This is a genomic window from Bradyrhizobium sp. USDA 4341 (assembly GCF_054063755.1).
On record NZ_JBSSGO010000002.1, the window covers coordinates 5,513,880 to 5,540,866 of the forward strand.

Below are 26,987 nucleotides of genomic sequence, written 5' to 3' on the forward strand. Positions count from 1 at the left end.
GCGCTGCCGTTCAGGATCGGATGATCGAACAACGGGCCCCGCCATTTGCGGCGCCGATGGGAGCCGATCATGACCACCGTCTTCAAAAGTCAGGTTCTAGGGCGTGCAGTTCGCAGCGTCGGCGTCGCGCTGGCTTTCGCGGCCACTTTTTCTGTGCTGTCGTCGACCGCGAGCTTTGCGTTCAGCGCCGAGGCGCAGCAGATGTGCTCGGGCGACGCGTTCCGCCTGTGCAGCGCGGAGATCCCGAACATCCCCAGGATCACAGCCTGCATGGTCAAGAATCGCTCCCAGCTGAGCAGCGGCTGCCGCGTCGTGCTGGATCGCGATCTCGCCGCCCAGCGCAGGGCCGCCGCCGAGTGATCTTGCGCGGCATCTGACGGGGCAGGCCTGCGGCGACGAGACGCAGGCTGTCTCCGGATGGTCATCCCGGGGCGGAACCTGCCGATTCGCCCTCGGTTTCAAGCTTCTTCGCGGCCCTGAAACGCTATAGAACCGGCGTTGCATTCCTTAGAGGCATTGAAGATGACCCGATTTCTGTTCGCCGTCGTTGCACTGGTTCTGTTGACGTCGGCCGCCTCGGCACAGCAGCAGGGGCGTGATGCCTGCTCGCGCGACGCCTCGCGGCTCTGCCGCGCCCATCTCAGCGAGGGCGATCAGGTCGTGCTGGCCTGCCTGAAGGAGCACCGCAGCCGCCTCAGCAAGGCCTGCCAGCAGACGCTCATCGACAACGGGCAGTAGGTTCAATCACCGACGTTCCGGGATGCGCGCAAGCGCAGACCCGGAACCTCGAGATCCCGGGTTCATGCTTCGCATGCCCCGGAATGACGACTGAGACTACGTGCTGCTACCCGCCGCGGTCGCGACCACCGGGATCACTTCCTTGGCGGCGCGGTCGGGGGTCTCGTCCTTCCAGCGCACCGAGCCGAACGGACGCTCCAGCATCCGGCGCACGCGGATCGGATCCGCGCCGATGTGGAAGTCGGCCGCCTTCTGATGCAGCTCGCGCTCGATCTGGGTGGCGCGGTTGCGCTGACGCAGGAAATCGAGCCAGGTCGGGCAATGATAGCGCTCGGTCCACAATTCGGGATCGGCGATGTCGCGCGCGATCGACCAGCCATAGGCGCCGTTGCGCTGGCGGCTGAGCTGCACGTCCTGCATCACATTGTGGAAGGCGCGGGCATTGTCCTGCGCCACCCGGTACTCGATCTCGACCACCAGCGGCCCGCTGCGCCCGGTCAGTTGCAGCCGCACCTCGGGATCGGCCAGCGTATCGGTCGCGTCCTCGTTGCGCGCGCCGACCGGCGGCATCCTGAGCCAGATGCCGAGCAGCGGCGACAGCAGCATCAGCCCGGCGGAGATCAACAGCGCCGTCTCGACGCCGCCCAGATCCGTGATGCGGCCCCAGCACCAGCTGCCGATCGCGATGCCGCCGGCGATCGAGGCCTGGAAAGCCGCAAGCGAGCGGCCCGCGACCCAGCGCGGTGCAGACAGCTGCACGCCGATATTGAACAGCGCGATCGCAAGCATCCACACCGCGCCGGCAACTACCAGCGCGGCGGCGGTGATCACCGGCTGCCTGCTCACGGCGACGATGGCGATCGCGACGCCCATCAGCAGCGCGCAGGTGCGCACCGCGGCTTCGCCGCTGAGCCGGCTGCGGATCTCGCTGATGTTGAGCGCGCCGATCACCGCGCCCATGCCGAAGGCACCGAGCATGATGCCGTAGGTCTGCGCGCCGCCATGCAGCAGGTCGCGCGCCACCAGCGGCATCAGCGCCGAGACCGATCCGCCGATGATGCCGGTCACCATGGTGCGGGTCAGCACGATCCTGATCGACGGCGAATTGGTGATGTAGCGCACGCCGGAGACGATGGCGCGGTTCAGCCGCTCGCGCGGCAGCCGCGACGGCTCGCTGACGCGATTCCACAGGAACAGCACGGCGAGCAGCGGCAGATACAGCACGGCATTGGCGGCGAATGCCGCCACGGCGCCTGCCGAGGCGACCACGATGCCGCCGATCGCCGGGCCGAAGCTGCGCGCGATGTTGTAGCTGATGCCGTTCAGCGCGACCGCGGCAGGCAGCGTCTCCGACGGCACCTGCTCGCTGACCGAGGATTGCCAGGCCGGGCCGAACAGCGCCATGCCGCTGCCGACGACGAAGCACAGCGCGAGCAGGATGTTCGGCGTCACCAGATTGAGCCAGGCCAGCACCGTCAGCGTGGTGGCGCCGGAGAGTGCGATCGCCAGCGACACCAGGGCCACGATGCGGCGGTCATGCATGTCGGCGATGGCGCCGGCCGGCATCGCGATCAGCATCACCGGCAGCATCAGCGCGGTCTGCACCAGCGCGACCTTGTCGGCCTCCGCGGTCATCTGCGTCATCGCCCAGGCGGCGCCGACGCCCTGGATCAGGATGCCGAGATTGGAGAGCAGGCTGGCGAACCAGATCCGCCTGAAGATTGAATGCCGCAACGGTGCAGTGATACTGTCGGGTCGATCAGGCGGTGCGGTCATATCCGGTTCCGGTTGGCCTGCTATGGCTTGTTGAACAATTCCGGCTGCACCAACTGATGCCCGCGAAACGCGTGTCCTGTCCAGCGTTTACGGTATCCTTACGGGCTGTAGGACACAGCTAAAGCACTGAAAGACCTGAGGAAGGGGACCAATGGCGCTGTCGCGGCGAACAATTTTGCAAGGGGCCGGCGCGCTGTCCCTGCTGTCCGGCCGTCTTGCTGTCCCGGCCTTGGTGCAGGCAGCCCTGTCTCAGTCCGCCCTGGCCCAGTCGGCGTCCGCCGGCGACATCCCGCCGATTCTGTTCGTGCATGGCAATGGCGATCACGCCGCACTCTGGTTGACGACGCTCTGGCGGATGGAATCCAACGGCGTGCCGCGCGAGCGCATGGCCGCGATCAACTTCACCGATCCCTTGGCGCGCACGGACGACAAGGTCGAGCAGGCGGGCCGCTCCTCGACCGAGGATCAGCGCCGCGAGCTCGCCGAGGCGGTCAGGGAGCTGAAGCAGAAGAGCGGCGCCGCACGTATCGCGCTGGTCGGAAATTCGCGCGGCGGCAATGCGATCCGCAACACCATCAAGAATGGCGGCGGCGGCGACATCAGCCACGCGGTGCTGTGCGGCACGCCCAATCATGGTGTGTATGCCTCGGACGACGGGCTCGGCAACGAGTTCAACGGGCGCGGTCCGTTCCTGCGCGGGCTGAACGATGGCGACAGCGAAGTGACTGTTGGCACCGCATTCCTGACCCTGCGCAGCGAAGGCCTCGACAAATATGCGCAAGCCGACGGCCGCTTCATCGGCAAGCCGGGCACGCCGACCAACGTCACGTCCGAAGGTCCGGCGCTGAAGGGCGCGACCAATCTGGTGCTCGGCGCCGTTGATCATCGCGAGACCGCGTATCATCCGCGCGCCTTTCGCGAGATCTACAAGTTCATCGCGGGGCACGAGCCGTCGCGGATCGAGATCGTGCCGGAGACGGTGGTGAGGCTGAGCGGCCTCGTCACGGGCACGCCCGGCGGCGTGCCGACCAACCGGCCGGTGCCGGGTGCCACGGTCGACATCTATCGCGTGTTGGCGGAGACCGGCGAGCGTATCGGCGGCCCACTGCACAGCTCGCAGACCGGCGCCGACGGCCGCTGGGGGCCGGCGCAGGTCGATCCATCCTGGCCGCTCGAATTCGTGCTGACCTCGCCTGATGCAGTGACGACGCATATCTATCGCTCGCCATTTCCGCGCTCGTCCGAGATCGTGCATCTGCGCGCGGCACGACCGCTGCTGCCTGCCGATGCCGGTGCGGGCGCTATCGTGCTGATGTCGCGGCCGCGCGGCTATTTCGGGCTGCCGCGCGATATCGTGCTGTTGGACGGCAAGGAACCGGCCGATGTCAAATCCGGCGTGCCGACCGATGCGGTGACGACGTTGCGGCTCGCCGCAGCCGATGTCGGCCGTCCGGTGGTTGCCGTCTTCAATCAGGAACGCATCGTGGCGCGGGCCTGGCCGGCGTCGGAGAATCGGATTGCAGTCGCCGAGCTGACTTATTAGGTCTGGTGCAGGGTCCGCGCGCCTTCATGGCGCCGGGATCGCATGTCCGGATCGGCCGTTGCGTGAGGCAGGAAGCGAGGACCATGAGCACAGCCGAAGTCTACGACATCACGGTCACGCGGCGTCCCCTGGTCCCGCCGGCGCCGCCACGCGCGCCCGACGACATGGGCGCGTTCGAGCGGATGCGGGTGATGCGCAACTCGCCGATCGAGACCTGGGGCCAGCGCGCCTATGAGGACGACATCGTCCAGGGCCGCTTTCTCGGCCGCTCGAGCTTCATTCTCAACACGCCGGACGCGATCCGCCATGTGCTGGTCGACAATTACGAGAACTACACCCGCACGCCGGCCGGCATCCGCGTGCTGCGTCCGATGTTGGGCGAGGGATTGCTGATCGCCGAAGGCCGAGCGTGGAAGCATCAGCGCCGCACGCTGGCGCCGGCGTTCACGCCGCGTGCGGTGACGACGCTGGTGCCGTACATGATCGCGGCGGTCGACGAGACCATCGCCAAGCTGAAGGCCGCGAGCGGCGGCCCGGTCGATCTGCGCGAGGTCATGCAGCGCATGACGCTGGAGATCGCCGGCCGCACCATGTTCTCGTTCGGCATGGATCGCCACGGCGCCGCGCTGCGCGACTTCGTGATGGAGTATGGCGATACGCTGGCGCGGCCGCATATGCTCGACCTGGTACTGCCCTTGAGCTGGCCGACCCTGCAGGATTTCCGGCGCGCCCGATTCCGCAAGCGCTGGACCGCGTTTGTCGGCCAGCTGATGGCCGAGCGTCGCGCCGCCGGCAAGGATGACAACGCGCCGGCCCGCGACCTGTTCGACCTGATGGGCGCCGCGCGCGATCCCGAAACCGGCGAGGCTTTCACCGACGCCCAGCTCGGTGACCAGGTCGCGACCATGATCCTGGCCGGCCATGAGACGACCGCGACCGCGCTGTTCTGGGCGCTCTATCTGCTGGCGCTCGATCCCGAGACCCAGGAACAATTGGCAGCAGAAGTCAGGAGCGCGACGACGTCAGGCGCGCTCGACATCGAGCGGCTGAAATTCACCCGCGCGGTGATCGACGAAACCATGCGGCTTTATCCGCCGGCGTTCCTGATCGCGCGGGCGGCTGGTGGTCCCGACACCATCGCGGGCCGTCCGGTCAGGAAGCATGACGTAATCCTGATCGCGCCGTGGCTGTTGCACCGGCATGAAAAGTTGTGGCGCGATCCTAACGCGTTCGTGCCGCAGCGTTTCATGACGGAAACGCCGCCCGATCGCTTCGCCTATTTGCCGTTCGGTGTCGGCGCGCGGGTCTGTATCGGCGCGCATTTCGCGCTGGTCGAGGCGACGCTTGCGCTTGCGCGGATCATCGGCGCGTTCCGCGTCGCGCTGGCGGACAAGGATCCGGTGCTTCCGATCGGCGTGGTGACGACACAGCCGAACCGCTCGCCGGTGTTCACGATCAAGCCGCGCTGACCTTGCGCGACGGTGTCGCAATGCTCATCTTGACCGGGGTGACTCTTCGTCGAATCGTTATCCCGCTCTATCTCTTTTTTTTGAGCATGATCTTTGCGGAAAACCGCTACACACTTTTCCGGATCATGCTTTAGGGGCTCACCATGAGCGATACGCAAGCCCACTTCGCAGTCCTCAGGCAGACGACCGATCCGGCTGTCGTCGATGCCATGCAGCAGCTGATCGCGGACGGCCATGACCGCGAGCTCAATCGTATCAACGTTCTGGATTTCTCCAGCCGCACCGGGCTCGACCAGGAGAAGGTGATCTCCGGCTTCCTGCATGCTTCGCGGCTCGGGCTGTTCGACATGAGCTGGAACGTGCTGTGTCCGGGCTGCGGCGGTGTGCTCGACGCCCACACCACGCTGAAGTCGCTGCGCCATGACGACTACAATTGCGCGCTGTGCGCAGCCGGCTACGAGGCCTCCGTCGACGAGCTGGTCGAGGTTGCCTTCACCGTCAGCCCGCGGGTCCGTCACATCGCCGCGCACGAGCCGAACACGCTGCCGATCTGGGAATATTTCCGCCAGATGTTCTGGAGTTCCGGGATCGAGTTCGACGAAAGCGCGGTGTCGACCCTGATCAACGAGGTGACGCTGGAGGGGCTTGAATTGCCGCCCGGCGAAAAGGCGATCCTGTCGCTCAATCTGCCCAATCAGTTCGTCATCGTGTTCGAGCCGGTGACGCATTCGGCGCACTTCTTTGCTGTCGAGGGCGAGCCGACCACCGAGCGCCAGCAGTTCTCGATCGCGTTCAACAAGTCTCATGCGCCGACCGGCACCTCGACGATGCGGCCGGGGCCGCTGCGGCTCTCGCTGGAGAATCACGCCGACGTTCGCGTGCTGCCGTCGGTGTGGATCGCGGGCGATCCGCTGCACAAATTGCTCGGCAAGCGCAAGCCGATCCTCACTGCGAAGCGGATGCTCTCGAACCAGACGTTCCGCGACGTGTTCAAGGCCGACAACCTCACCGTCGACCAGCGGTTGAAGATCACCGCGCTGACCTTCCTGTTCACCGATCTGAAGGGTTCGACCGCGCTCTATGAGCGGGTCGGCGATCTCGCTGCGTTCGACCTGGTGCGCGCGCATTTCCACGCGCTGCTCGAGATCATCGCCTCCGAACACGGCGCAGTCGTGAAGACGATCGGCGATGCCGTGATGGCGACCTTCATCCGGCCCGAGCACGCATTGTCGGCGGGCCTGCGCATGCGGGCCGCGATGAAGCAGCTCAACACCGAGCGCGGCAAGGAAGATCTGATCGTCAAGATCGGCATCCATGAGGGGCCGTGCCTCGCGGTGACGCTGAACGAGCGGCAGGATTATTTCGGCCAGACCGTGAATATCGCCGCACGGGTGCAGAGCCTGTCGACGTCACAGGAAATCCATTTGACCCAGCCGGTGATGGAAGCAGCGGAGGTCGCGGGCATCCTCGATCGCGCGGCGATCAAGCCGATCCAGAAGGAAGCGGCGCTGCGTGGCATTGCCGACAAGCTCGTGGTGTACGAGATACCGTAGTCACATTGCCGACACGTAATGCTTGCTGAAACGTAATGCCGCCGCGGGAACCCACACGGATTGCGCCGGTTCTGTTTCCACGCCATATAGATTTCAACAGCGCATGGTCCGGAAAAGTGCGTAGCGGCTTTCCGGACAGATGCTCAATCAAAGCCCCAAGGCTTCATCCCACAGAGAGAGCGATGCTCGACGGACTCCGCCAATTCATTGCCGATATCGTCTCCCCCGATGCCCAGGCTGACCGCGCCTTCGATGACGGCGACTACCGCCTGGCGGCGACCGCGCTATTGGTACATGTCGTCTCACTGGATGGTGAGCCGACGCCGGCCGAGACGCGCAAACTGCACAGCCTGATCGAGAGCCGCTTTCAGCTCGATCCCGGCACCGCCGACAAGTTGATCGCCTCCGCCATGCGCGTCGAGGGCGAGGCCGTGGATCTCTATCACTTTACCAGTGTGATCATGCGCTCGGTGAATGAGGAGGGACGGCTGCGCATCGTCGAGATGATGTGGGAGCTGGTCTATGCCGACGGCCTGGTCAGCGAGTTCGAGGACAATGTGGTCTGGCGTGCTGCTGATCTGCTCGGCATTTCCTCGCGCGACCGCATCGATCTCAAGCACCGGGTCGCTGAGAAGCAGGCGGAGCTGCCAAAGGGCCCCTGGGGTACGGCAGACGCGGCAATCTGACATGGCTGCCTGCGCAGGCGGACGCCCCCCGGCCGGCGTTGTGGATGACGAAATTTTAATGTCCGCCGCGATTGTGGGCGATCCGACTGAAAATCGGTCGTTTCGTCACGAAACCAGCGGCCCCGCCGCTATCCACAAGCCCATACGCGGCTTGCGTCACACCGCATCCCTATGCTCTCGTCGCCCCGTTCGGGACCTCACTAGAATTTGCAGTAAGAGTTTGAAACGTGACTGAGCGTGTGACGCTGATAACCGGGGCATCGGCGGGCATAGGCACCGAACTGGCGCGCGTGTTTGCATCGAATGGTCACCGCGTGGCGCTGGTGGCGCGGCGCGCCGATCGCCTGAAGACGCTTGCCGACGAGCTCGGTGCCAAGGGCGGCGCGGCGCCGATCGTGATTGCCTGCGATCTGCAGCAGACCGATGCCGGCGACAGGATCGCGCAGGCCCTGACCGAGGCCGGGGTCGAGGTCGAATATCTCGTCAATAATGCCGGCTTCGGCCTGTTCGGCCTCGCCGTGGAGCGCGACCGCGCCGAACAGCTCGACATCATCAACCTCAATATCCGCGCGCTGACCGACCTGACGCTGCGCTTTGCCGATCAGCTGATCCGCAACCGCGGCGGCATCCTCAATCTCGGCTCGATTGCCGGATTCCTGCCGGGCCCCGGCATGGCGGTGTACTATGCCAGCAAGGCCTATGTGCTGTCGTTTTCCGAGGCGTTGCGCTGTGAACTGGCGCCGAAGGGCGTGCGCGTAACCGTGGTTTGCCCGGGTCCCGTGCCGTCCGAATTCCAGGACCGCGCCGGCTTTGCCCCCGGATTCGATTCCGCCATCCTCGACGTCCCGCCGGCCGAGGTCGCCCGCCAGGCCTATCGCGGCCTGATGGCCAACAAGCGCGCCGTGCTGCCCGGCGCCTTCATCAAAATGGTGCCGTTCCTGCTTCGGCTGTTTCCGCGCTCCTTCATCCTGACCGCGGTCGGCGGATTTCAGCTCCGCAAGCGCTAGCTTCACCCGAATCGCCGTTAAGCCTGTCTCTGGCCCGCGATTTGCTTCGCACGGGTGTGCGCAAACTCACACGATGTTAACGACCACTTAGCTATGATCGTGCCTTACGTGCCGAAACTTTAAGCAGAGGCAATGTCGTTCCGGTCTGACCAAAGCCGTGTCGTGGTGCCCTTCGCGAGCCGAAGGCCGGCCGCGGTCACGCCGGCAGACCAGGCGTCGCTGCGGCCGGTGCTGGTGGTCCTGCATCAGGAGACATCGACGCCCGGCCGGATCGGCAACGCCCTGCGCGCGCTGGGCTACCCCCTCGACATCCGCCGTCCCCGCTTCGGCGACGCGCTGCCCGACACGCTTGAGGCGCATGCCGGCGCGGTGATCTTCGGCGGGCCGATGAGCGCCAACGATCCCGACGACTATGTGCGGCGCGAGATCGACTGGATTTCAGTGCCGCTGCGCGAACAGCGTCCGTTCCTGGGCATCTGCCTCGGCGCGCAAATGCTGGCGCGGCCAACTCGGCGCCAAGGTCGCGCCGCATCCGCACGGGCGCGTCGAGGTCGGCTATTACCCGATCCGGCCGACGGAGGCTGGTCGCGCGCTGTGCCCGGACTGGCCGGCGCGGGTCTATCACTGGCATGGCGAGGGCTTTCAATTGCCTGCGGGTGCGGACCTGCTCGCAGCGGGCAATGATTTCCCGGTGCAGGCGTTCCAGCTCGGCAACGCCTTCGGCTTGCAATTCCATCCCGACGTGACCTACGCGATGATGCATCGCTGGACCACGCGCGGGTGCGCGCGGATGGATTCGCCGGGCGCACAGCCGGGTCATCTGCATTTCGCCGAGCGCGCCGTGCACGATGCCGCCGAGCGCGCCTGGCTGAAGCATTTCATCGACGGCTGGATCGCGCGCGTGCCGCGGCCGGTGATGCTACAGGCCGCGGAATAGCCGCCGCGCGGAATTTCGCGCCGCCTTTTCATTTGCGGGGATGTGCTAGTCTTGCCGCGGCTGCCGCGCGCGGGCCGCATCGCCGCGCGAATTCATAACAACAAGGCACAGGGAGATCGCCGTGAGCTACCAACACATCCTCTATGAGGTCAGCGACCGGATCGCGACCATCACGCTGAACCGCCCCGACCGCATGAACGCCTGGACCGCGATCATGGAGCGCGACGTGCGCCACGCGATGGAGGCGGCGGCCAATGACGACAATGTTCGCGTCATCGTGCTGACCGGCGCGGGCCGCGGCTTCTGCGCCGGCGCCGACATGGAAGCGTTGCAGGGGATCGATCCCAACGAAGTCCGACGCGGCGAGAACATTCCGTTCGACATGAATCGCCGCGCCGACTGGCAGACGCGCTACGCCTACTACCCCGCCATCAAGAAGCCCGTGATCGCGATGCTCAACGGCGCCACGGCCGGCATCGGCCTGGTCCACGCGCTGTATTGCGATCTGCGCTTCGCGGCCGACAGCGCGGTGTTCACCACCGCCTTCGCGCGGCGCGGCCTGATCGCCGAGCACGGCATCAGCTGGATGCTGCCGCGCATCGTCGGCCACGCCAACGCGCTCGATCTGTTGATGTCGGCGCGGCGCGTGTCGGCTGCGGAGGCGCTGCGCATCGGCCTCGTCAACCGGCTCTCTTCGCCGGAGAAGCTGCGCGAGGAAACCTATGCCTATGCCCGCGATCTCGCCGATTTCGTCTCGCCGAGCGCGATCGCGGTGATCAAGTGCCAGGTCTACGACGTGCCGTTCCAGACGCTCGCCGAAGCCACCATCGATGCCAACCGCGAAATGCAGATCGCGCTGAAGGGCAACGATTTCAGGGAAGGCGTCGCGAGTTTTGTCGAGAAGCGCCCGCCCAGGTTTACGGGGACGTGAGGGGGAGGGGACTGATAAGGTCCGTCTTCGCCCTTTGGGCTTCGCCGGACACCACGCTTCACCCTTCAGGCTCTCGCGCGGCTGCGCCACGCGGAGCCCGAAGGGTGAAGCGTGGTGGAGCCAGGCGGGATCGAACCGCCGACCTCGTCATTGCGAACGACGCGCTCTCCCAGCTGAGCTATGGCCCCATTGCGGCCGGGTGTTGCTGAGTATCCCGGCCGTCAGTCGGGCGCCATTTACAGTCCCGCCCAAGGTCAAGTCAAGAACGGTGAAACAACGGTTTTCGACCCGTCCCGCCGGGAACTTCCCTTGTTTGCGGGGGGATGAACCGATATCTAGCAAAGAGACGCTCAGAGCTCCTCTCGGACAAGTCCCCGCCTATGAAGCCAATCGTATTCATCCTGATCCAGGTCATAAACCTCTATATGTACCTGTTGATCGCATCGGCGATCTTGTCCTGGCTGATCGCATTCAGTGTAGTGAACACGCGTAATCAGTTTGTCTCCGCGATCGCCGAGTTCCTCTACCGGATCACCGAGCCCGTGCTCGGCCCGATTCGCCGGCGGCTCCCCAATCTAGGCGGCTTGGATATCTCGCCAATCATCGCCTTTTTTGTGCTTTGGCTGATCCAGCTTTATCTCGCCGAGTACGTCTACCCCTACGTTCCGTAGAGGCGAGGCGTGGATCCTTGGCGCTATTCCACCGGGGGCATCAGCATCGCCTTGCGCGTGACGCCGCGCGGCGGCCGCGACGACATCGACGGGATCGAGACGCTGGCCAACGGCCGCTCGGTGGTGAAGGTGCGGGTTCGCGCCATCGCAGAAGGCGGCGAGGCCAACCGTGCGGTGACCGAGCTGCTGGCCAAGGCGCTCGGCGTGCCCAAGGCCAGGGTGAAGCTGTTGTCCGGCGCCACCTCGCGGCTGAAGCAGGTGGCTGTCGACGGTGACCCGAGGCAGCTTGGCGACACCTTGAAGAAGTTGACCGCGACCGGGCCGAGCCAGGAGACGAAGGACTGACATGACTGCCCGCATCATCGACGGAAAAGCCATCGCCGCCGAGCTTCGCGCCCGCGTCGCCGACGAGGTCGCCCGCATCAAGCGCGACCATGCGCTGACGCCGGGGCTCGCCGTCGTCCTGGTCGGCCATGATCCGGCAAGCGAGGTCTATGTCCGCAGCAAGCACACCCAGACCCAGGCCGCCGGCATGGCCTCATTCGAGCACAAGCTGCCGGAGGACGTGTCGCAGGCCGATCTGCTGGCGCTGATCGCACAGCTCAACCGCGATCCGAAGGTGCACGGCATCCTGGTGCAACTGCCGCTGCCGAAATCGCTGCACACCGAGACCATCATCAATGCGATCGACCCGGCCAAGGACGTCGACGGCCTGCATCCGAACAATGCCGGCCGGCTCGCCGGCGGCCTTGCCGCGCTGTCGCCCTGCACGCCGCTCGGCTGCATCATCCTGACCAAGAGCGTGCACCCTTCGCTCGAGGGCATGAACGCGATCGTGATCGGCCGCTCCAATCTGGTCGGCCGTCCGCTGGTGCAATTGCTGCTGAACGAGAACGCGACGGTGACGATCGCGCATTCGCGCTCGCGCGATCTGCCGAAGCTCTGCGCCCAGGCCGATCTGGTCTATGCCGCGGTCGGCCGTCCGGAGATGGTGCGTGGCGATTGGCTGAAGCCGGGCGCGACCGTGATCGATGTCGGCATCAACCGCATTCCGGTTGCGGGCGGCAAGCCGAAGCTGGTCGGCGACGTCGCATTCCAGGAAGCACTCGACGTCGCCGGCGCGATCACGCCGGTGCCTGGCGGCGTCGGCCAGATGACGGTGGCGTGCCTCCTGGTCAACACACTGCGCGCCGCCTGCGCGATTGCCGGCCTGCCGGCGCCCGCGGTGTAGTTTCTTCCTCACCTCGCCCCGCTTGCGGGGAGAGGTCGGATTGCGTCGTCAGATGCAATCCGGGTGAGGGGGTAGAGGTCTCTCGACGCTCACAACTTGCGGAAGCAGCCCCTCTCCCCGCAAGAGCGGGGCGAGGGAGTCTGGGCAGCGTGCCTACTTCTTCTTCGCGCGCTCGATGCCTTCGAGGATCAGCTTGCGGGCTTCGTCGGCGTCGCCCCAGCGCAGCACCTTCACCCACTTGCCCTTCTCGAGATCCTTGTAGTGCTCGAAGAAGTGCTGGATCTGCTGCAGCGTGATGTCGGGCAGGTCGCTGTAGTTGTGCACCTTGTCGTAGCGCTGGGTCAGCTTCGACGACGGCACCGCGATGATCTTCTCGTCACCGCCGGCCTCGTCTTCCATCAAGAGCACGCCGACCACGCGGACGCTCATCACGGCGCCCGGCACGATCGCGCGGGTGTTGACGATCAGCACGTCGCAGGGATCGCCGTCGCCCGACAGCGTGTGCGGGATGAAGCCGTAATTGCCGGGATAGCGCATCGGCGTGTAGAGGAAGCGGTCCACCACCAGTGTGCCGGCCTCCTTGTCCATCTCGTACTTGATGGGCTCGCCGCCGACGGCAACCTCGATGATGACGTTGACGTCGTGGGGCGGATTTTTTCCGATCGATATGGCGTCGATACGCATGGATTGCTCCGCGTGGCCTTTGGAAGTTGAGAAGGATGTGATTTCTTGGTTGGCGCCGCCAGGCCGCGAAACAGCATCAGGCCCGGCCTTGGGAGCCGGGCTGGCTGTCGCGCGCAAACGCTCAGGCTGTTTAGCCTTGCTGCAGCTGCGAGAGAAGCAGGATTTTCAGTTGGTCCAGGCGAAAGCAACCTTGTCGAGCGACTTCGGCCCGAACCGCTCCGAGGAGCGCGCCACCATGCGGCCGCCCAGGGCGCGGTAGAACTCGGTCGCCGGCTCGTTGTCGGAGAGCGCCCAGATCACCATGGTCTTCAGGCCGCTCTGCAGCAGGTCGCGGCGGGCTGCGGCGAACAGGCGCCGGCCGAAGCCGAGGCCCTGGAATTCCGGCCGCAGGTAGAGCTCGTAGATCTCGCCTTCGAAATGCAGGCTGCGGGCCCGGTTGCGGCCGTAATTGGCGTAGCCCGCGATCCGGTCGCCGAACACCAGCACGCTGACGCGGCTGCCCTTGCGGATGGCGCTGTCCCACCACTGCGGGCCACGGCGATTGATCAGCTTTTCGAGTTCGGCGCCGGGGATGATTCCCTGATATGCCGAGCGCCAGGCTTCGTCATGGGTAGACGCCACCGAGGCTGCGTCTGCAGCTTTGGCCGGCCGGACCTCGATTAGCGTTGTGCTCATGCCTGCAATCAAAGCAAGTCGGAGGGCCGCCTTCAAGGTCCATCGTTAATTATCGGTTAACCTGTGGATTTTTTGCATCAGTGTCATGAAAACTTGTACCGAAAGAGGACACTCGCCGGGCTTGCGCGACCAATCGCCGATCCCGGCCTGTGCAAAGCATGCATCGCGAGCGCTGTATGACAATGCCGCAATTCGGAAAAAGGTCGTTCGGAGCTGATTCGCCGCAGGAATTTTGCGAGCGAATTCAGTCGCAACGTGGATGCATCGCGCGTTCTGCGGCCGTGCCGCCGCAGTGGATTTCCGCGCATACCCGGCCTATGGCAGCAGCGGTATTGTTGCGCGCCGGGACCGGCTTGATCAACAGCGGACTGCGATGACGCTCTACTTCCTGATCAAATATCTGCATGTGCTCGGCGCCATCGTGATCCTCGGCACCGGGACCGGCATCGCCTTCTTCATGCTGGCGGCGCATCGCACGGGTGATGCGGCTTTCATCGCGCGCGCAGCGTCGACTGTCGTGACCGCCGACATGATCTTCACGCTGAGCGCGGTGCTGCTTCAGCCGGTGAGCGGCGGACTGCTGATGATGCTGTCGGCCACAAGCCTGACCGAACGCTGGTTGTTGGTCTCGCTGGCGCTCTACGCGCTGGCCGGCGCGTTCTGGGTTCCCGTCATCTTCATGCAGATGGAGATGCGCGACCTCGCGCAGGCGGCCGCCGAAAAAGGTCTCCCGCTGCCGCCGCGCTACGATGCGCTGTTTCGCCGCTGGTTCCTGTTCGGGATTCCGGGCTTCGGATCGGTGGTGATCATCCTGTGGCTGATGATCGCGAAGCCATTTTAGCGCATGATCCGACCCCCATGAGTGACGACGCATCACACAACATCCTCGTGCTCGGCGCGTCAGGCCTGATCGGGCGCACCATCACCGACGATCTGAGGGCGCGCGGCTTTCACGCGATCGGGATCGCGCGGCATTTCACGCCGGCACAAAAGATGAGCGCGGCCGACCTCGAGCTTCCGATGATGTCGATGGATGCTGCGGCGCTGACGCAGCTGCTTCGCACCCACGAGGCGGACATTGTCGTCAATTGCCTCGGCGTGCTGCAGGATGGTCCGGGCAGCGACACCCGCGCGGTGCATCGCGACTTCGTGGCGCGGCTATTGCAGGCTGTCCGGGACAGCCACCGCGCCATCCGTCTCGTCCACATTTCGATTCCGGGCACGGATAGTGAGGACCGCACGGCCTTCAGCACCACCAAGCGCGAGGCCGAACGGCTGATCGCGGCGTCCGGGATCGCGTATGCCATCCTGCGCCCGGGCTTTGTCATCGCGCCTGCGGCCTATGGCGGCAGCGCCATGCTGCGCGCGCTGGCGGCACTGCCGGTCGATTTGCCGGCCGACGAGGCCGCGACGCCGTTCCAGCCGGTTGCGGTCGAGGATATCGCCGCCACCATCGCCTGGCTCGCTTCGCGCGACGTCGCCGATGAAGCGGTGCGATCGGTGACATGGGATCTGATGCAGCCGCAGCCCATCTCGCTTGGCGGCGTCATCACCCAGTTCCGCTGGTCGTTCGGCACGGCAAAACATGTCCGCATTCCGACGCCGCCGTTCCTGATCGATCTCGGCGCCCGTCTCGGCGATCTGACGAGTCGCCTCGGCTGGATGCCGCCGCTGCGCTCCAACGCGATCGCCGAATTGCGCCGCGGCGTCACCGGCGATCCCGCAGGCTGGATGGCAGCGACCGGCATCGTGCCGAAGACGATCGCGCAAGCCGTTGGCGGGCGCCCCGCGACCATCCAGGACAAATGGTTCGCGCGGCTGTTCCTGATCAAGGCGCTGATCTTCGCAAGCCTCGTGCTGTTCTGGGTCGCGTCCGGCTTCATCGCGCTGGTCATCTCCTACGACGCCGCAGCCGGCATCCTGCGCGCGCACCATTTCCCGCCTGCCCTGGTCGGACCGGTGACGGTCTTGACCAGCCTGATGGACATCAGCATCGGTGTGCTGATCGCCTTCCGCCGCACCGCGGCGTTCGGTCTTGTTGCAGGCATCATCGCCTCGCTCGGCTATATGGCCGGATCGGCGATCCTGGCGCCCGATCTCTGGATCGAGCCGCTCGGCGCGCTGGTGAAGACCGGGCCTGCAATCGTGCTGATGCTCGTCGCGCTTCTCATTCTGGACAATCGATGACGATCTGGCCCGACGACGACGTGATCCTCTACGACGGCGTCTGCATCTTCTGCTCACGCTGGGTTCGCTTCGTCATCGCCCGCGACACAACGCGCCGCTTTCGCTTCACGCCGATCCAGTCCGACTACGGCACGCGGCTGGCAAAGACTTTCGGCATCGACCCCGAGGATCCCGACACCAACGCCGTGGTCCATGGCGGCATCGCCTGGATGAAGTCGGACGCGGCACTGACGGTGCTGAGCCATCTCCCCGGCTGGCGCTGGACCCGCGCGCTGTTCGCAGTGCCCAAGCCGCCGCGCGACGCGGTCTACAGTCTCATCGCGCGCAACCGCTACAAGATCTTCGGGAAGTACGAGACGTGCTTTGTGCCGGATGCGGATATGCGGGCGAGGGTGCTGGAATAGTTTCCGCCGTCATTGCGAGCGAAGCGAAGCAATCCATCTCTCCGCTTGCGGCGGCATGGATTGCTTCGTCGCTGCGCTCCTCGCAATGACGGCTTAACTGCTAGCGCGTCAACTCAGCCAACACTTCCTTCGCCGCCCGCTCGCCCGAGTCCCGCGCGCCATGTGCGGTCGAGAAGAAATGCGGCGAGGTGGCTTCGCCGGCGAAGAACAGCCGGCCGTCGACCGGTGCGGCCAGTGCGGCGCGCTTGTCGGCGTGGCCGGGCAGCGCGTGCGAGTAGGAGCCGCGGGCGAACGGGTCGTGCGCCCAGCGGGATTCGCTGAGCGGCTTCAGCTTGCGGCGGAAATCATTGCCGAGGAACGAGACGATCTCGTCGATGCTGTGGGCGGCGATGGCGCCGTCGCCGGCGTCTTCAAGCTCTCGCGCAAAACGTCCGCCGAAGAAGCCCTCGATGCAGGGCTGGCCGAACGGGCGGATGTGATAGGTGCCCATCTCGGTGCGCATGGTGGCGCCGCGCAGATTGCCTTCCTTGGGCAGCGCCTCGGGCTCGGCGAGCGCCAGCGTCACCTTGTCGGCGAGGCCGAGCGGCAGGCCGCGCGCGGCATCGAGCTTGCCCGGCAGCGCAGGCGAAAAGCGGATCGCCTCGTCGGCAATCAGATTGGTCGGCACGGTGACGATCACCTTGTCCGCCTCAAGCACGCCGCGCGAGGTCTCGATGCGGACGCGCTTGCCGGAATGATCGATCAGCCGGACCTCGCAGTTCCGCGCAACCGGTACTTGCTCGCCATAGGCCGCGACCAGCGCGCCATAGCCGCGCCTGACGCGCCAATTGACGTTGCTGTCCTCATAGGCGTCGAAGTCAAGGATCGAGAGCTGGTCGAGCTCGCAGCCGTTCACATAGGTCGAGATCGCATCGATCATCGGGTTCCAGCGGTTGCCGGGCTCGAGATAGCGATCGGCGGATGCGTCCTTGCCGCCGCGCGCGGCCTGCTCGATGCGGTCGTAGAACTGGTCGAGCGCAAGCATGAACGCGTCGCGGTCGGCCTGCGGGAATGCCTTGCCATAGGCGCGCTCGCGCCACGGCGGCAGGTCCTTGTTGAGCTCGAAGTTTAGCTGCTGGGCGATGCCGACAAAGCTGTTCTGGTCGGCCGAGTGCAGCCAGCCGCAGCCGACGTCGAACACCACGTCAGGCGCAGCCTGGATCGTATGGGCGCGGCCGCCGAGACGGTCGCGGGCTTCCAGAACGATGGCGGAAAGGCCGGTGCCCTTCAGCGCATGCGCGGCGCCGAGGCCCGCAGCGCCGGCGCCGATGATGGCAACATCGACCGTGGAGGGGAGGGAACTCATGGCCCGGCTCTAGCACGTCTGGAAAGACGCCTGAAGTCACCACGCGCATAACTGTCATCACCCGCGCATACGGGTGATCCGGTATTCCAGAGACGGCGGTGATTGAGCCGATAGGCCGCGGCGTACTGGGTGCCCCGGTCAAGCCGGGGCACGACAGACGGGCTTAGGCCACCGCTTAAGCTACAGCCTCTTTGGCCTTTTCGGCGCGCTTGCGCTCGTTCGGGTCGAGATGCTTCTTGCGCAGCCGGATCGACTTCGGCGTCACCTCGACGAGCTCGTCGTCCTCGATATAGGCGAGCGCCTTTTCCAGGGTCATCCGGATCGGCGGGGTCAGGCGCACCGCTTCGTCCTTCGAGGTGGTGCGGATGTTGGTGAGCTGCTTGCCCTTCAGCACGTTGATCTCGAGGTCGTTGTCGCGGGTGTGCTCGCCGACGATCATGCCCTTGTAGACCTTCCAGCCCGGCTCGATCATCATCGGGCCGCGGTCTTCCAGCTTGAACATCGCATAGGCCACCGCCTCGCCCTGGTCGTTGGAGATCAGGACGCCGTTGCGGCGGCCCTGGATCTCGCCCTTGTAGGCGGCATAGCCGTGGAAGATGCGGTTCATGATCGCGGTCCCGCGGGTGTCGGTGAGCAGTTCGCCCTGGTAGCCGATCAGGCCGCGGGTCGGCGCGTAGAACACCAGCCGCAGGCGGTTGCCGCCGGACGGGCGCATCTCGATCATCTCGGCCTTGCGCTCGCTCATCTTCTGCACGACGACGCCGGAATGCTCCTCGTCGACGTCGATCACGACCTCTTCGATCGGCTCCTGCCAGGCGCCGGTCGCCTCGTCCTTCTGCAGCACGACGCGCGGGCGCGACACCGAGAGCTCAAAGCCCTCGCGGCGCATGGTCTCGATCAGGATCGCGAGCTGCAATTCGCCGCGGCCGGAGACTTCCATCGAATCCTTGTCGGCGGCCTCGACGACGCGCAACGCGACATTGCCCTCGGCCTCGCGCAGCAGGCGGTCGCGGATCATGCGCGAGGTCACCTTGTCGCCTTCAGTGCCGGCCAGCGGCGAGTTGTTGACGATGAACGACATCGACACCGTCGGCGGATCGATCGGCTGTGCCGGCAGCGGCGTCTCGACCGTGGGGTCGCAGAAGGTGTCGGCGACGGTGCCCTTGGTGAGGCCCGCGATCGCGACGATATCGCCGGCGTCGGCTTCCTCCAGCGGGGTGCGCTCGATGCCGCGGAAGGCGAGGATTTTGGTGATACGCCCCTGCTCAATGGTCTTGCCGTCGGCGCCGAGCACCTTCACGGCCTGGTTCGGCTTGATAGAGCCCGATGTGATGCGGCCGGTGATGATGCGGCCGAGATAGGGGTTGGCTTCGAGGATGGTGCCGATCATGCGGAACGGGCCTTCTTCGACCTTCGGCGGCGCGACATGGCGCACGATCAGGTCGAACAGCGGCTGCATGCCAGCGTCATGCGAGGCTTCCGGGCTGTCGCCCATCCAGCCCTGCTTGGCCGACCCGTACAGAATAGGGAAGTCGAGCTGCTCCTCGGTGGCATCAAGTGCTGCGAACAGGTCGAACACCTCGTTGATCACTTCGGTCGGGCGTGCGTCGGGGCGGTCGACCTTGTTGATCACGACGATCGGCTTCAGGCCGACCTTGAGCGCCTTCGACACCACGAACTTGGTCTGTGGCAGCGGACCCTCGGCGGCGTCGACCAGCACCAGCGCGCCATCCACCATGTTGAGGATGCGCTCGACCTCGCCGCCGAAATCGGCGTGGCCGGGCGTGTCGACGATGTTGATGCGGGTATCCTTCCACTGCACCGAGGCCGCCTTGGCCAGGATGGTGATGCCGCGCTCACGCTCCAGATCGTTGGAGTCCATGGCGCGCTCGGTGACCTTCTGGTTCTCGCGATAGGTCCCGGATTGCTGCAGCAGGCGGTCGACGAGGGTGGTCTTGCCGTGGTCGACGTGGGCGATAATGGCGACGTTGCGAAGGTTCATGGCTCTTCTTCTGGTCGTGCAATGGTCAGATGCGCGATCTCGCCGGACCAGTTTGGCCGGCCGCTCGCTCACGTGGCCCACCGGGCCCGGATCACGCTCATACCCAAGAAATTTGACGGGGACGCATCACCCCAAAAAGGAAGCCCGGTCAGAGGACCGGGCACCTTGCGCGTTGCGGCGCAATATAGTCAGAAAACGCCAAAAAACAACGGTTTATTGGCGGTTCAAGTGCCTGATTTTCGCTCCGGAAGCCGGTTTTGAGGGGCTTTTCGGGGCCGATTCAGCCTCGCTTCTGCGCCCGCGCGAACACAATCAGCCCGAGCCCGCCAAGCGTCACCAGCACCGCAAGGCCGGTGATCGGGTCGTTGGACCCACCCAGAGTGACACTGAGGACCACACAGAGGGCGCCCGGGATCAGCAGCAGCACCCCGACGATCAGCATGAAAATCGCGCAACCACGCGGCAGGCGCGATTCCTGCCGCGGCGGCTCCGTTGGCGGGGGTGTGTCGGAATTGCTCATGAGCTTCCCTTGATCGCGGCGCGGACCAACATCACGCCGGCAAAGCAGACCGCAAGCCCGAGCAGGATCAGGAAGAAGACGGAGGGATCGGGCCTCGATTCGGTCAGGCCGCCGAACCCGAACAGCAGGGCGCAGAGCCCGGGCAGCAGCAGGAACAGCCCGAACAGCGCCATGAACGCGGTCGCGCAGCCGCCGCGCCGCGGTGGGAGTGGCGGAGGCAGCGAGGGCGGGGGCGATCCGTCGGACATGATGGGCCGGCTGTCGTCGCTCATCGATACAATTCCTCCATCTGCCCGCGCTCATTGTCGTTCAGCAAAGAAAATTCAACGCCGCAGAATCCCCACTACGATAGAGACCACACCCACAAGCCCGAGCAAAAAAGTGATTTCTGCGATCGGAGCAACGCTTGGATCGGACAGCTGGCCGCCGAAGAAGAAGAGGGTGCAGAGCCCCGGCAGCAGCAGATGGGCTCCGACCACGATCATCAGCAGGCCTAAGCACCCCGATTGTTTCGCGGGACGCCGCTCGGGCGAACTCGGCGGGGCGTTGTCGACGCCACTCATCGCGATACAGGTTCTTGCCGTGCCTCCCGATAGGTCTGCCCGGCCAGGCTCGCGCGGATGCCGTCGATCTTTCCGTCGCGATAGAACAGATTGTAGGTGTCGAACGGGATGATCGCGCCGCTTTCGGTGACGAAATGGATGCAGCTTCGCTTGACGTTACCGACGCAGAAGTTGAAGCGATCGAGAAACTGCACGATGGTGACGCGGAACACGTTCTCATAAGTGAGGCCCTCCGGCACCTCGAAGCTCGGCAGGCAGCACAGCAATTCGCAGACCCGCTCAGAGGTGTTGAGCGGCCCCGACGACAGCGAGAACAGGTCGACGAATTTTTCCCGCAACACCGGATATTTCTCCGGACTGATCGTGTTGGGCATCACGGCCACGAGCTGTTCCTGCGGGATCAGCGAGGTCAGCGGCAGCACCTTGTCGCCATTGCGCAGGCCGTAGCCGATCGAGATGCTCTCGGGATTGCACGGCAGCGGGATCATATCCTTGTCGCCGAACACCCCGGTCTCGATCACGTGCTGGCGGATCTCCGACAGCATGATGCGGTCGGTGTCCTTGTTGAAATCCTGGTTGCGGCCGGCGTCCTGTACCGGTTGCAGCGTGACGCCGCGGACGCATGTCCAGGTCAGCGCGTGGCGGACGATATCGCCGATCTCGGCGTCGTTGACGCCGCGCTTGATGGTCGCGACCAACGTGGTCGAGACGCCGTGGCGCTCGAGATTCTCCAGCGCCTGCTGGCGGATCTTGCGTAAGTCCGCGCCGCGCAGATTGACCAGCGCGTCGCGCTTGAGCGAATCGAATTGCAGATAGACCTCCAGCCCGCGCTTGTTCTCGGCAAGCTTCGCCACGAAGTCCGGCTCGCGCGCGATTCTGAGGCCATTGGTGTTGATCATGACGTGGCGGATCGGGCGGGCGCGCACCGCATCCAGAATGGCGAAGAAATCCGGATGCAGCGTCGGCTCGCCGCCGGAGATCTGCACGAGGTCGGGCTCACCCTCGTTCGCGACCAGCGCATCGAGCATTTTCTCGATCTTCGCCAGCGGCGTGAAGCTTAAGCGTGCCGGCGAGGACTCCGCAAAGCACACCGGGCAGGTCAGGTTGCAGTGCTCGGTGATCTCGATCAGCGCCAGGCAGGAGTGCTGCTCGTGGTCCGGGCACAGCCCGCAATCATAGGGACAGCCGAATTCGGTGTGGCGCTGGAAGGCCAGCGGCCGGTCGCCGGGCTTGATGAAATCCTTGCACAGCCGCCAATAGGCCGCATCGGTCGAGACCAAGGTCGACTGCACGCCGTGCTGCCTGCAGCGCTTCTCGTACCAGACCTCGTTGCCTGATATCTGGATCTTGGTCGGCACCAGGGTCAGGCAGGTCTCGCAAAGCGATTGGGTCTGGCCCCAGAAGATGTAAGGGCGGGACTTACGCAGCGGCGCGTTCATGCTTCAAGCTCACATTCGGGGCCGTCGCCAGCATGACGGCGGCATAAACCATGACAAATAGCGACAGCAGGTGGAACAGCGAGAACGGTCCGATCAGTGCGCCATAGGGCTTGATGAACTCCCACACGAAGCGCTGCACGCCGTAGTAGAACAGCACGAGGTAGAATCCATTGGTGATGACAGCGGCGTTGCGGTTCAACACGGCCCAGACGTAGAAGGCCGCGAACGCTGCCATCGCCAGGCTTTCATAGAGCTGCACCGGATGGCGCAGGACGCCGTCGCCGAAATCATGGCCCCAGGGCAGCGCGGTCGGCGTGCCATAGGTGAAATCCTCAAGCCCCGCGAAATAGCAGCCGAGCCGGCCGACCGCGACGCCGATCGCGAGCGGCAGCGCAAACCGCGCCCCGGTGCGCAGCGAAATGCCGTGCAGCCATTTGTAGAGCTCGATCGCGACGATGCCGCCGGCCAGCGCTCCCTCGACCGAGCGGGCGATGCCCGGCATGCTCGAGAACCAGAGGTTCAACGTGCCGAAGATGTAGGCGCCGATGCCGGCGCCGAACACCAGCGCGGCGATGTAGGTGAGCTCGAAGGATTGCCGCGGGAATTGCAGCCCGCGCACGCGCGACAGCCACCAGATGGCGATCGCGGCCGCGCACCATGCTGCGACGTCGAAAACGGCGTGAAGTTCAGCCCCACTCATGAAGCGAGTGTAGCGTGATTTTCGCGGTCCGCGATAGCTGTCCTCCCTCTCCCCGTTCTTACGGGGTCGAGACGAGCGAAGCTCGCTCTTAGAGGGTTGGGGTGAGGGGCTTCCATCCGGCGAGCACCTCGCGGCCTGTTGAGTAGTGTGCCTCGCCCCTCACCGGGATCGCTCGCGCGATCCGACCTCTCCCCGCAAAGAGCGGCGAGAGGTAAACAGCGTCAGTTCGTCGGGTTGTCCTCGCTCGGATACACCCCGCGTAGCACTTCCTCGAAGTGATCCTTCACTGCGTCGTTGCACAGGCACGAGCGTAGCTTGAGCTTGTCGGGGTCGCGGATCACGATCGCGCCGCGGCGCGTGTCCAGCACGCCCTCCGCCTTGAAGTTCTGGATCACGCGGCTGGTATAGCTGCGGCCGACGCCGAGCAAGGTCGAGAGCTGCTCATGCGTCAGCGGCACCACGCCGTCGCCATTGGTGCGCTCGATCGCCGAGATGATCCATTTCGCGGCGCGCTGCTCGATCGAGTGGATCGCATTGCAGGCGGTCGACTGGAAGATCTGCGCCAGCATGCAGTCGGCATAGCGCGCGAAGATGTTGCGCACCGAGATCGACGTCAGCTTGGCGGCGTCGAGCTTGCTGATCGGCAGCCGCACGAACGGCCCGCCGAACTTGACGGTGATGCGGGTATAGGCCGGCAGAAATCCCTGGCTGACGATGCCGCCGACCGCGCCCTCGCGGCCGACCAGGATGGTCTCGACGTCGCGGCCGTCCTCGTTGGCCACCAGGTAGGACGCAAGGCTCGGTCCGCATGGGAAATGCACGATCTGAACGTCGTCGCCGGGATTGTAGAGCAGATCGCCGGCCGCCGCCTCGACCACCGCAAGATGCGGCGCGATCAGTTCGTAGTCGGCGGCATTGAGCCGGCGCAACAGATTGTTGAACGGCCGGTCATTCGTCCCGGCCAAATCGGTCCGTTTCGCAATCATTTGGAAAATCCTGAAAGCCCAACGCGGACCATACTGATAAAGTTCCCGGATCTATGTTCACTAGTGAACAGACGCGCCCGCTTTCGATGTGATGAGTTTCATCTCGGGAACCGCCGGCGTGCTTCTGGGCGCCGGTCGCGGGCCATCCGGCCGGACTGATCCGGTCTGTCATCCATCATCGAAGCAATGGACACCGAGCCATGGAATCCGCCCCCAATGCCGGCATGCCCGGTGACGTTCTCGTGGTCGAGGACGATCCGATCATCTCGCTCTATTTCGAGGACACCATCCTGGGCTTCGGCGCCCGGACGGTGCGCACCGCTGCGAACGTCGCCCGCGCGCTCGAATTGATCGCCGAGCGCGCACCGGATTTTGCGCTGCTCGACGTCGGCCTCGTCAGGGGCGAGAAGACCTTCGTGATCGCCGAGCGGCTGGATGTGCTGAAGGTGCCCTTCGCGTTCGTCACGGGTTATGGCGCTGATATCAGGCTGCCGGAATCGTTCGCCGGCAAGCTGCGGCTGACCAAGCCGTGCTCGAGCGAAGCGCTCGAAGCCGCGCTGAGAAACGGACACTGACCGATTGCCAGGCTTCGGCCTCGCAGCCGGTGCGTTCGTCGTCTACCATCCGGCCTATCGGATTCGGCGACGCACAGGCATCGGGAAGCCATCATGGCGATCAGCACATCCGCCGCTGCGCCCGCAGCGGCGCTCTCTCTCGGGCTGCTCCTCGCGCCGGTTGCGACGCATCCGATGGCCGGTGTGGCGTTGTCGTCGCTGGCCTCGGCCGTCGTCGACGGTTTCGTGTCGCCGGCCTTCGCCGAGCCCGCCGCGCTCACGAGCGAGCAATCGGCCGCGCTCAAGACTTACGACAATGCCCTGAAGAACTTCGTCGCGATCCTGCGCCAGCGGCGCGCGCAGATCGATTCCAATCAGCCGCTGCCCGACTTGCCGGGCCAGGCTATCTACCTTGCCCGTGTCGAGATGATGAGCGCCTACAAGGATCTCACCGATGCGCTACCGTCCAGGATTGGACGACCCAACAGATTCGGGATTCCTCCGGCCTATTTCGACGCCGACAATGAGCCGCTGCTCGATGAGTACAGGAAGCTCTTCGATGTGATGGAGGCGCCGCCCGCGAACGCGCAAAGCTCCGAGACGCCATTCAAGGACGTGGCGGATCTGGCGACGGTGATCGCGCGCGCCAGGGGTTTGGATGCCGCGGCCGCCGCGGTCGCCGGCCGGATCAGTCTCGGCCTGTTCTTTGCCGAGACAAGCGGCAAGCAAAACGCCGGAAATGCGCGGTCGAACACCTACAAGGGCAGCCTGCAGACCGGCCCGTCCGAAGATCGCAACGGTCGAAAGAAGTGGGCCGCCATCAAGCAATCGATCGCGGCCCTCGATCCTGCGCTCAGCCGTCGCGACGACATGGAAGAAGCGCGTGTCGGCAATCTCGATCACCGGTTCAATCACTGGACCGCGGTGCGCGATGCGCTCATGAACGAGCACGCGGATATTTTCCCGCAGGTCCCGGCGATCGCAAAGGCGCTGCCCAATCCGATCGATCAAATGAAGCTCTTCGAGCTCATCCAGATCATTCCCAGCCCGACCAGGTCCGCGCTGAAGTCAGGCGACCTCGTCAATTACAGAATTTCCGAGCCCAGGATCATGGGATATCTGCGAAACAACAGCGTCTTCGCTTTCGGTCGAGCCGACCGGGCAAGGACATCCGCGAGCTTCCGCGAAATCCTCGATGCGATGTGGCTCTTCAGCCCCAAATTCGAACAGGCGCTGGCCAAATTCGCGGAGACCAAGGCCGGAAAACCGGGCTGAGCCGGGAAGTGCCGATCGCTTGGGGTCAGAGCGGGCCGAGGAGCGCCCATCGCGGCTCGCAGAATTCCTTGACGGCAGAAGCGACGCTGCTGCTGATCGCATTGCGGCGCTCGGGCGAGTCCATCTTGAGTTCTTCGTCCCGGTTGATGATCGAGCCCGCCTCCAGCAGGACGGCGGGCATCGCGGTCTTTCGCAGCACGATAAGCTTATCGTAGCTGTAGACGCCGGTGTCCTTGTTCAGCAGGGGATGCTGGTCGTGGCCCATGACGGGCTGGCTGTATTGCTCGGCATATTGCAGCCCTTCAGCTTTCAATTCCCCGGCGACCAGCTCGGCGAACAGCAGGCTGGTCTTGAAGTCCGGATTGTTGCGGGAGACGAACACCGAGTAGCCGCTGAAGCGGTCGCTGAAATGGCGCTTCTTTCCCTCGAATTCCCAGTCCTCGAGCATCTTGTTGGGCACGGAATCATGATGGATCGACAGCAGGAGATCCGCGTGCAGGTTGTTTGCGGCGGCGACCCGCCTGAAGAGGCTGGGCCTCGCTTTGCCTTCGGTCAGCAGCAGCCTGGTTTCGGCAAAGCCTTCGGCCTTCAACTTTTCCTCGATCAGCCGCGCAAGGCGCAGGTTGAAGGTGAACTCGGCGACATTGCGCGCGCTGATCGCGCCTTCCGATTCAGCGGTATGTCCCACATCGAGGACGATCCGTAATGTCGAGGGATCGCATTTGGCTGCGGCCGGCTTGGGAACGGAAGGCGGCAGGGCGACCGGCCCGAGGGCGGCAAGCCGTGTGGCGCGGGGCTTTGATGGCGCGTGGTGCCTTGCCAATTTGGCCGGCTTTGCCGATTTCGCGCGCTTTGGCGCTTTGGGATGCTTCGATGAGCTCTTGAAGAGATCAGGCAGCCAGCCGGCACCGCCGGCTTCAATCGGCAGCAGCGCGAACATGGCGATCGCGACGACAAGCAAGCGGTGCGGCCGAAGCCCCACGACGATGCCACCGAGCACGCGAATCAATTCGCAGCGCCTCATGCTCCGCCCCTCCGGGCCCCCAGCATAACGGCTCTGATATCGGTACCGGAAGAGGCCGGTGACGTCCATCCCCCGTCAATCGCGACG

At 64.9% G+C, this 26,987-nt stretch carries 28 protein-coding genes, 1 tRNA gene and 1 pseudogene; 17 read left to right on the forward strand and 13 right to left on the reverse strand.

All coding sequences use genetic code 11. The annotated features are described in order from the left end of the window. Positions 1–69: 69 nt before the first annotated feature. Both ACVIGB_RS32225 and ACVIGB_RS32230 read left to right on the forward strand, forming a co-directional pair. Complete coding sequence (locus tag ACVIGB_RS32225; protein ID WP_092121250.1) at positions 70–360, forward strand: hypothetical protein; 291 nt, start codon at positions 70–72, stop codon at positions 358–360. 162 nt (positions 361–522) lie between these two features. After that, positions 523–738 carry a hypothetical protein gene (locus ACVIGB_RS32230; RefSeq protein ID WP_456719638.1) on the forward strand — a complete coding sequence of 72 codons (216 nt, stop codon included), beginning with the start codon at positions 523–525 and terminating at the stop codon, positions 736–738. A 96-nt stretch (positions 739–834) separates the two neighbouring features. Here ACVIGB_RS32230 and ACVIGB_RS32235 read toward each other — a convergent pair whose 3' ends face one another. Then, complete coding sequence (locus tag ACVIGB_RS32235) at positions 835–2,514, reverse strand: MFS transporter (protein ID WP_456719637.1); 1,680 nt, start codon at positions 2,512–2,514, stop codon at positions 835–837. A 151-nt stretch (positions 2,515–2,665) separates the two neighbouring features. Between ACVIGB_RS32235 and ACVIGB_RS32240 the strand changes: the two genes are divergently transcribed. The 7 genes and pseudogenes from ACVIGB_RS32240 (at position 2,666) to ACVIGB_RS32270 (ending at position 10,640) form a co-directional block, all read left to right on the forward strand. Then, positions 2,666–4,057, forward strand: a complete 1,392-nt coding sequence (locus tag ACVIGB_RS32240; RefSeq protein WP_456719636.1) for a hydrolase — start codon at positions 2,666–2,668, stop codon at positions 4,055–4,057. Between the two features lie 83 nt (positions 4,058–4,140). Further along, positions 4,141–5,526, forward strand: coding sequence for a cytochrome P450 (locus tag ACVIGB_RS32245; protein ID WP_456719635.1), 1,386 nt, complete (start codon positions 4,141–4,143; stop codon positions 5,524–5,526). 143 nt (positions 5,527–5,669) lie between these two features. Beyond that, complete coding sequence (locus ACVIGB_RS32250) at positions 5,670–7,079, forward strand: DUF5939 domain-containing protein (protein WP_456719634.1); 1,410 nt, start codon at positions 5,670–5,672, stop codon at positions 7,077–7,079. A gap of 182 nt (positions 7,080–7,261) precedes the next feature. Then, positions 7,262–7,765, forward strand: a complete 504-nt coding sequence (locus ACVIGB_RS32255) for a tellurite resistance TerB family protein (RefSeq protein ID WP_456719633.1) — start codon at positions 7,262–7,264, stop codon at positions 7,763–7,765. A gap of 227 nt (positions 7,766–7,992) precedes the next feature. Then, positions 7,993–8,772 carry an SDR family NAD(P)-dependent oxidoreductase gene (locus tag ACVIGB_RS32260; RefSeq protein ID WP_456719632.1) on the forward strand — a complete coding sequence of 260 codons (780 nt, stop codon included), beginning with the start codon at positions 7,993–7,995 and terminating at the stop codon, positions 8,770–8,772. Between the two features lie 132 nt (positions 8,773–8,904). After that, positions 8,905–9,709 (forward strand): annotated as a pseudogene (locus ACVIGB_RS32265) (glutamine amidotransferase). A gap of 121 nt (positions 9,710–9,830) precedes the next feature. After that, the gene (locus ACVIGB_RS32270; protein ID WP_456719630.1) at positions 9,831–10,640 is read left to right on the forward strand and encodes an enoyl-CoA hydratase; all 810 of its coding nucleotides are present in this window, start codon (positions 9,831–9,833) and stop codon (positions 10,638–10,640) included. A 112-nt stretch (positions 10,641–10,752) separates the two neighbouring features. Here ACVIGB_RS32270 and ACVIGB_RS32275 read toward each other — a convergent pair. Continuing rightward, positions 10,753–10,828: transfer RNA gene (locus tag ACVIGB_RS32275), tRNA-Ala, on the reverse strand. A 192-nt stretch (positions 10,829–11,020) separates the two neighbouring features. Between ACVIGB_RS32275 and ACVIGB_RS32280 the strand changes: the two genes are divergently transcribed. The 3 genes from ACVIGB_RS32280 to folD are packed head-to-tail and all read left to right on the forward strand — an operon-like array spanning position 11,021 to position 12,542. Next, positions 11,021–11,311 carry a YggT family protein gene (locus ACVIGB_RS32280; RefSeq protein ID WP_456719629.1) on the forward strand — a complete coding sequence of 97 codons (291 nt, stop codon included), beginning with the start codon at positions 11,021–11,023 and terminating at the stop codon, positions 11,309–11,311. Between the two features lie 9 nt (positions 11,312–11,320). Then, on the forward strand, positions 11,321–11,656 hold the full coding sequence (locus ACVIGB_RS32285; protein WP_456719628.1) for a DUF167 domain-containing protein: 336 nt from the start codon (positions 11,321–11,323) through the stop codon (positions 11,654–11,656). 1 nt (position 11,657) lies between these two features. After that, positions 11,658–12,542: a bifunctional methylenetetrahydrofolate dehydrogenase/methenyltetrahydrofolate cyclohydrolase FolD gene (gene folD / locus ACVIGB_RS32290; RefSeq protein ID WP_456719627.1), complete on the forward strand. Its 885-nt coding sequence runs from the start codon at positions 11,658–11,660 to the stop codon at positions 12,540–12,542. Between the two features lie 153 nt (positions 12,543–12,695). Here the strand turns inward: folD and ppa are convergent, their stop codons facing one another. Both ppa and ACVIGB_RS32300 read right to left on the reverse strand, forming a co-directional pair. Next, on the reverse strand, positions 12,696–13,226 hold the full coding sequence (gene ppa, locus ACVIGB_RS32295) for an inorganic diphosphatase (RefSeq protein ID WP_021078233.1): 531 nt from the start codon (positions 13,224–13,226) through the stop codon (positions 12,696–12,698). A gap of 165 nt (positions 13,227–13,391) precedes the next feature. Next, positions 13,392–13,901 carry a GNAT family N-acetyltransferase gene (locus ACVIGB_RS32300; protein WP_092121284.1) on the reverse strand — a complete coding sequence of 170 codons (510 nt, stop codon included), beginning with the start codon at positions 13,899–13,901 and terminating at the stop codon, positions 13,392–13,394. A 373-nt stretch (positions 13,902–14,274) separates the two neighbouring features. Here ACVIGB_RS32300 and ACVIGB_RS32305 point away from each other — a divergent pair, with 373 nt between their 5' ends. The 3 genes from ACVIGB_RS32305 to ACVIGB_RS32315 are packed head-to-tail and all read left to right on the forward strand — an operon-like array spanning position 14,275 to position 16,492. Beyond that, positions 14,275–14,742: a DUF2269 family protein gene (locus ACVIGB_RS32305; protein ID WP_456719626.1), complete on the forward strand. Its 468-nt coding sequence runs from the start codon at positions 14,275–14,277 to the stop codon at positions 14,740–14,742. Positions 14,743–14,759: 17 nt separating this feature from the next. After that, positions 14,760–16,088, forward strand: coding sequence for an SDR family oxidoreductase (locus tag ACVIGB_RS32310; protein WP_456719625.1), 1,329 nt, complete (start codon positions 14,760–14,762; stop codon positions 16,086–16,088). Further along, a complete protein-coding gene (locus tag ACVIGB_RS32315) occupies positions 16,085–16,492 on the forward strand; it encodes a thiol-disulfide oxidoreductase DCC family protein (protein ID WP_456719624.1) in 408 nt (135 codons plus the stop codon). The genes ACVIGB_RS32310 and ACVIGB_RS32315 overlap by 4 nt, the downstream gene beginning before the upstream one ends. Before the next feature lie 100 nt (positions 16,493–16,592). Here the strand turns inward: ACVIGB_RS32315 and ACVIGB_RS32320 are convergent, their stop codons facing one another. The 8 genes from ACVIGB_RS32320 to ACVIGB_RS32355 form a co-directional block, all read right to left on the reverse strand. Further along, positions 16,593–17,837, reverse strand: coding sequence for a flavin monoamine oxidase family protein (locus ACVIGB_RS32320; protein WP_456749252.1), 1,245 nt, complete (start codon positions 17,835–17,837; stop codon positions 16,593–16,595). A gap of 175 nt (positions 17,838–18,012) precedes the next feature. Next, entirely contained in the window at positions 18,013–19,839 is a 1,827-nt protein-coding gene (typA, locus tag ACVIGB_RS32325; protein WP_456719623.1) for a translational GTPase TypA, read from the reverse strand. 280 nt (positions 19,840–20,119) lie between these two features. Next, positions 20,120–20,359, reverse strand: a complete 240-nt coding sequence (locus ACVIGB_RS32330) for a hypothetical protein (protein ID WP_092121303.1) — start codon at positions 20,357–20,359, stop codon at positions 20,120–20,122. Continuing rightward, positions 20,356–20,631: a hypothetical protein gene (locus ACVIGB_RS32335; protein WP_456719622.1), complete on the reverse strand. Its 276-nt coding sequence runs from the start codon at positions 20,629–20,631 to the stop codon at positions 20,356–20,358. The genes ACVIGB_RS32330 and ACVIGB_RS32335 overlap by 4 nt, the downstream gene beginning before the upstream one ends. A 51-nt stretch (positions 20,632–20,682) precedes the next feature. Then, positions 20,683–20,922, reverse strand: a complete 240-nt coding sequence (locus tag ACVIGB_RS32340) for a hypothetical protein (protein WP_456719621.1) — start codon at positions 20,920–20,922, stop codon at positions 20,683–20,685. Next, the gene (locus ACVIGB_RS32345) at positions 20,919–22,361 is read right to left on the reverse strand and encodes a radical SAM protein (protein WP_456719620.1); all 1,443 of its coding nucleotides are present in this window, start codon (positions 22,359–22,361) and stop codon (positions 20,919–20,921) included. Before ACVIGB_RS32345 ends, ACVIGB_RS32340 begins: the two co-directional genes overlap by 4 nt. After that, on the reverse strand, positions 22,342–23,061 hold the full coding sequence (locus tag ACVIGB_RS32350; RefSeq protein WP_456719619.1) for a prolipoprotein diacylglyceryl transferase: 720 nt from the start codon (positions 23,059–23,061) through the stop codon (positions 22,342–22,344). Before ACVIGB_RS32350 ends, ACVIGB_RS32345 begins: the two co-directional genes overlap by 20 nt. A gap of 221 nt (positions 23,062–23,282) precedes the next feature. After that, positions 23,283–24,047 (reverse strand): Crp/Fnr family transcriptional regulator, encoded by a 765-nt coding sequence (locus ACVIGB_RS32355; RefSeq protein ID WP_092121314.1) that lies wholly within the window; start codon positions 24,045–24,047, stop codon positions 23,283–23,285. 200 nt (positions 24,048–24,247) lie between these two features. Between ACVIGB_RS32355 and ACVIGB_RS32360 the strand changes: the two genes are divergently transcribed. Both ACVIGB_RS32360 and ACVIGB_RS32365 read left to right on the forward strand, forming a co-directional pair. Next, a complete protein-coding gene (locus ACVIGB_RS32360; RefSeq protein ID WP_092121316.1) occupies positions 24,248–24,622 on the forward strand; it encodes a response regulator in 375 nt (124 codons plus the stop codon). A gap of 93 nt (positions 24,623–24,715) precedes the next feature. Beyond that, positions 24,716–25,876, forward strand: coding sequence for a hypothetical protein (locus tag ACVIGB_RS32365; protein ID WP_456719618.1), 1,161 nt, complete (start codon positions 24,716–24,718; stop codon positions 25,874–25,876). A 25-nt stretch (positions 25,877–25,901) separates the two neighbouring features. Here ACVIGB_RS32365 and ACVIGB_RS32370 read toward each other — a convergent pair whose 3' ends face one another. Further along, positions 25,902–26,900 carry an N-acetylmuramoyl-L-alanine amidase family protein gene (locus ACVIGB_RS32370; protein WP_456719617.1) on the reverse strand — a complete coding sequence of 333 codons (999 nt, stop codon included), beginning with the start codon at positions 26,898–26,900 and terminating at the stop codon, positions 25,902–25,904. Positions 26,901–26,987 lie beyond the last annotated feature (87 nt).

What these genes read in the sequence shown, in the direction of transcription:
- ACVIGB_RS32310 (WP_456719625.1), top strand. Translation starts at nt 14,760, where the DNA reads ATGAGTGACGACGCATCACACAACATCCTCGTGCTCGGCGCGTCAGGC.
- typA (WP_456719623.1), bottom strand. Translation starts at nt 19,839, where the DNA reads ATGAACCTTCGCAACGTCGCCATTATCGCCCACGTCGACCACGGCAAG.
- ACVIGB_RS32320 (WP_456749252.1), bottom strand. Translation starts at nt 17,837, where the DNA reads ATGAGTTCCCTCCCCTCCACGGTCGATGTTGCCATCATCGGCGCCGGC.
- ACVIGB_RS32240 (WP_456719636.1), top strand. Translation starts at nt 2,666, where the DNA reads ATGGCGCTGTCGCGGCGAACAATTTTGCAAGGGGCCGGCGCGCTGTCC.
- folD (WP_456719627.1), top strand. Translation starts at nt 11,658, where the DNA reads ATGACTGCCCGCATCATCGACGGAAAAGCCATCGCCGCCGAGCTTCGC.
- ACVIGB_RS32350 (WP_456719619.1), bottom strand. Translation starts at nt 23,061, where the DNA reads ATGAGTGGGGCTGAACTTCACGCCGTTTTCGACGTCGCAGCATGGTGC.
- ACVIGB_RS32245 (WP_456719635.1), top strand. Translation starts at nt 4,141, where the DNA reads ATGAGCACAGCCGAAGTCTACGACATCACGGTCACGCGGCGTCCCCTG.
- ACVIGB_RS32315 (WP_456719624.1), top strand. Translation starts at nt 16,085, where the DNA reads ATGACGATCTGGCCCGACGACGACGTGATCCTCTACGACGGCGTCTGC.
- ACVIGB_RS32250 (WP_456719634.1), top strand. Translation starts at nt 5,670, where the DNA reads ATGAGCGATACGCAAGCCCACTTCGCAGTCCTCAGGCAGACGACCGAT.
- ACVIGB_RS32335 (WP_456719622.1), bottom strand. Translation starts at nt 20,631, where the DNA reads ATGAGCGACGACAGCCGGCCCATCATGTCCGACGGATCGCCCCCGCCC.
- ACVIGB_RS32235 (WP_456719637.1), bottom strand. Translation starts at nt 2,514, where the DNA reads ATGACCGCACCGCCTGATCGACCCGACAGTATCACTGCACCGTTGCGG.
- ACVIGB_RS32330 (WP_092121303.1), bottom strand. Translation starts at nt 20,359, where the DNA reads ATGAGCAATTCCGACACACCCCCGCCAACGGAGCCGCCGCGGCAGGAA.
- ACVIGB_RS32225 (WP_092121250.1), top strand. Translation starts at nt 70, where the DNA reads ATGACCACCGTCTTCAAAAGTCAGGTTCTAGGGCGTGCAGTTCGCAGC.
- ACVIGB_RS32300 (WP_092121284.1), bottom strand. Translation starts at nt 13,901, where the DNA reads ATGAGCACAACGCTAATCGAGGTCCGGCCGGCCAAAGCTGCAGACGCA.
- ACVIGB_RS32365 (WP_456719618.1), top strand. Translation starts at nt 24,716, where the DNA reads ATGGCGATCAGCACATCCGCCGCTGCGCCCGCAGCGGCGCTCTCTCTC.
- ACVIGB_RS32345 (WP_456719620.1), bottom strand. Translation starts at nt 22,361, where the DNA reads ATGAACGCGCCGCTGCGTAAGTCCCGCCCTTACATCTTCTGGGGCCAG.
- ACVIGB_RS32370 (WP_456719617.1), bottom strand. Translation starts at nt 26,900, where the DNA reads ATGAGGCGCTGCGAATTGATTCGCGTGCTCGGTGGCATCGTCGTGGGG.
- ACVIGB_RS32305 (WP_456719626.1), top strand. Translation starts at nt 14,275, where the DNA reads ATGACGCTCTACTTCCTGATCAAATATCTGCATGTGCTCGGCGCCATC.
- ACVIGB_RS32360 (WP_092121316.1), top strand. Translation starts at nt 24,248, where the DNA reads ATGGAATCCGCCCCCAATGCCGGCATGCCCGGTGACGTTCTCGTGGTC.
- ACVIGB_RS32255 (WP_456719633.1), top strand. Translation starts at nt 7,262, where the DNA reads ATGCTCGACGGACTCCGCCAATTCATTGCCGATATCGTCTCCCCCGAT.
- ACVIGB_RS32230 (WP_456719638.1), top strand. Translation starts at nt 523, where the DNA reads ATGACCCGATTTCTGTTCGCCGTCGTTGCACTGGTTCTGTTGACGTCG.
- ACVIGB_RS32340 (WP_456719621.1), bottom strand. Translation starts at nt 20,922, where the DNA reads ATGAGTGGCGTCGACAACGCCCCGCCGAGTTCGCCCGAGCGGCGTCCC.
- ACVIGB_RS32280 (WP_456719629.1), top strand. Translation starts at nt 11,021, where the DNA reads ATGAAGCCAATCGTATTCATCCTGATCCAGGTCATAAACCTCTATATG.
- ppa (WP_021078233.1), bottom strand. Translation starts at nt 13,226, where the DNA reads ATGCGTATCGACGCCATATCGATCGGAAAAAATCCGCCCCACGACGTC.
- ACVIGB_RS32355 (WP_092121314.1), bottom strand. Translation starts at nt 24,047, where the DNA reads ATGATTGCGAAACGGACCGATTTGGCCGGGACGAATGACCGGCCGTTC.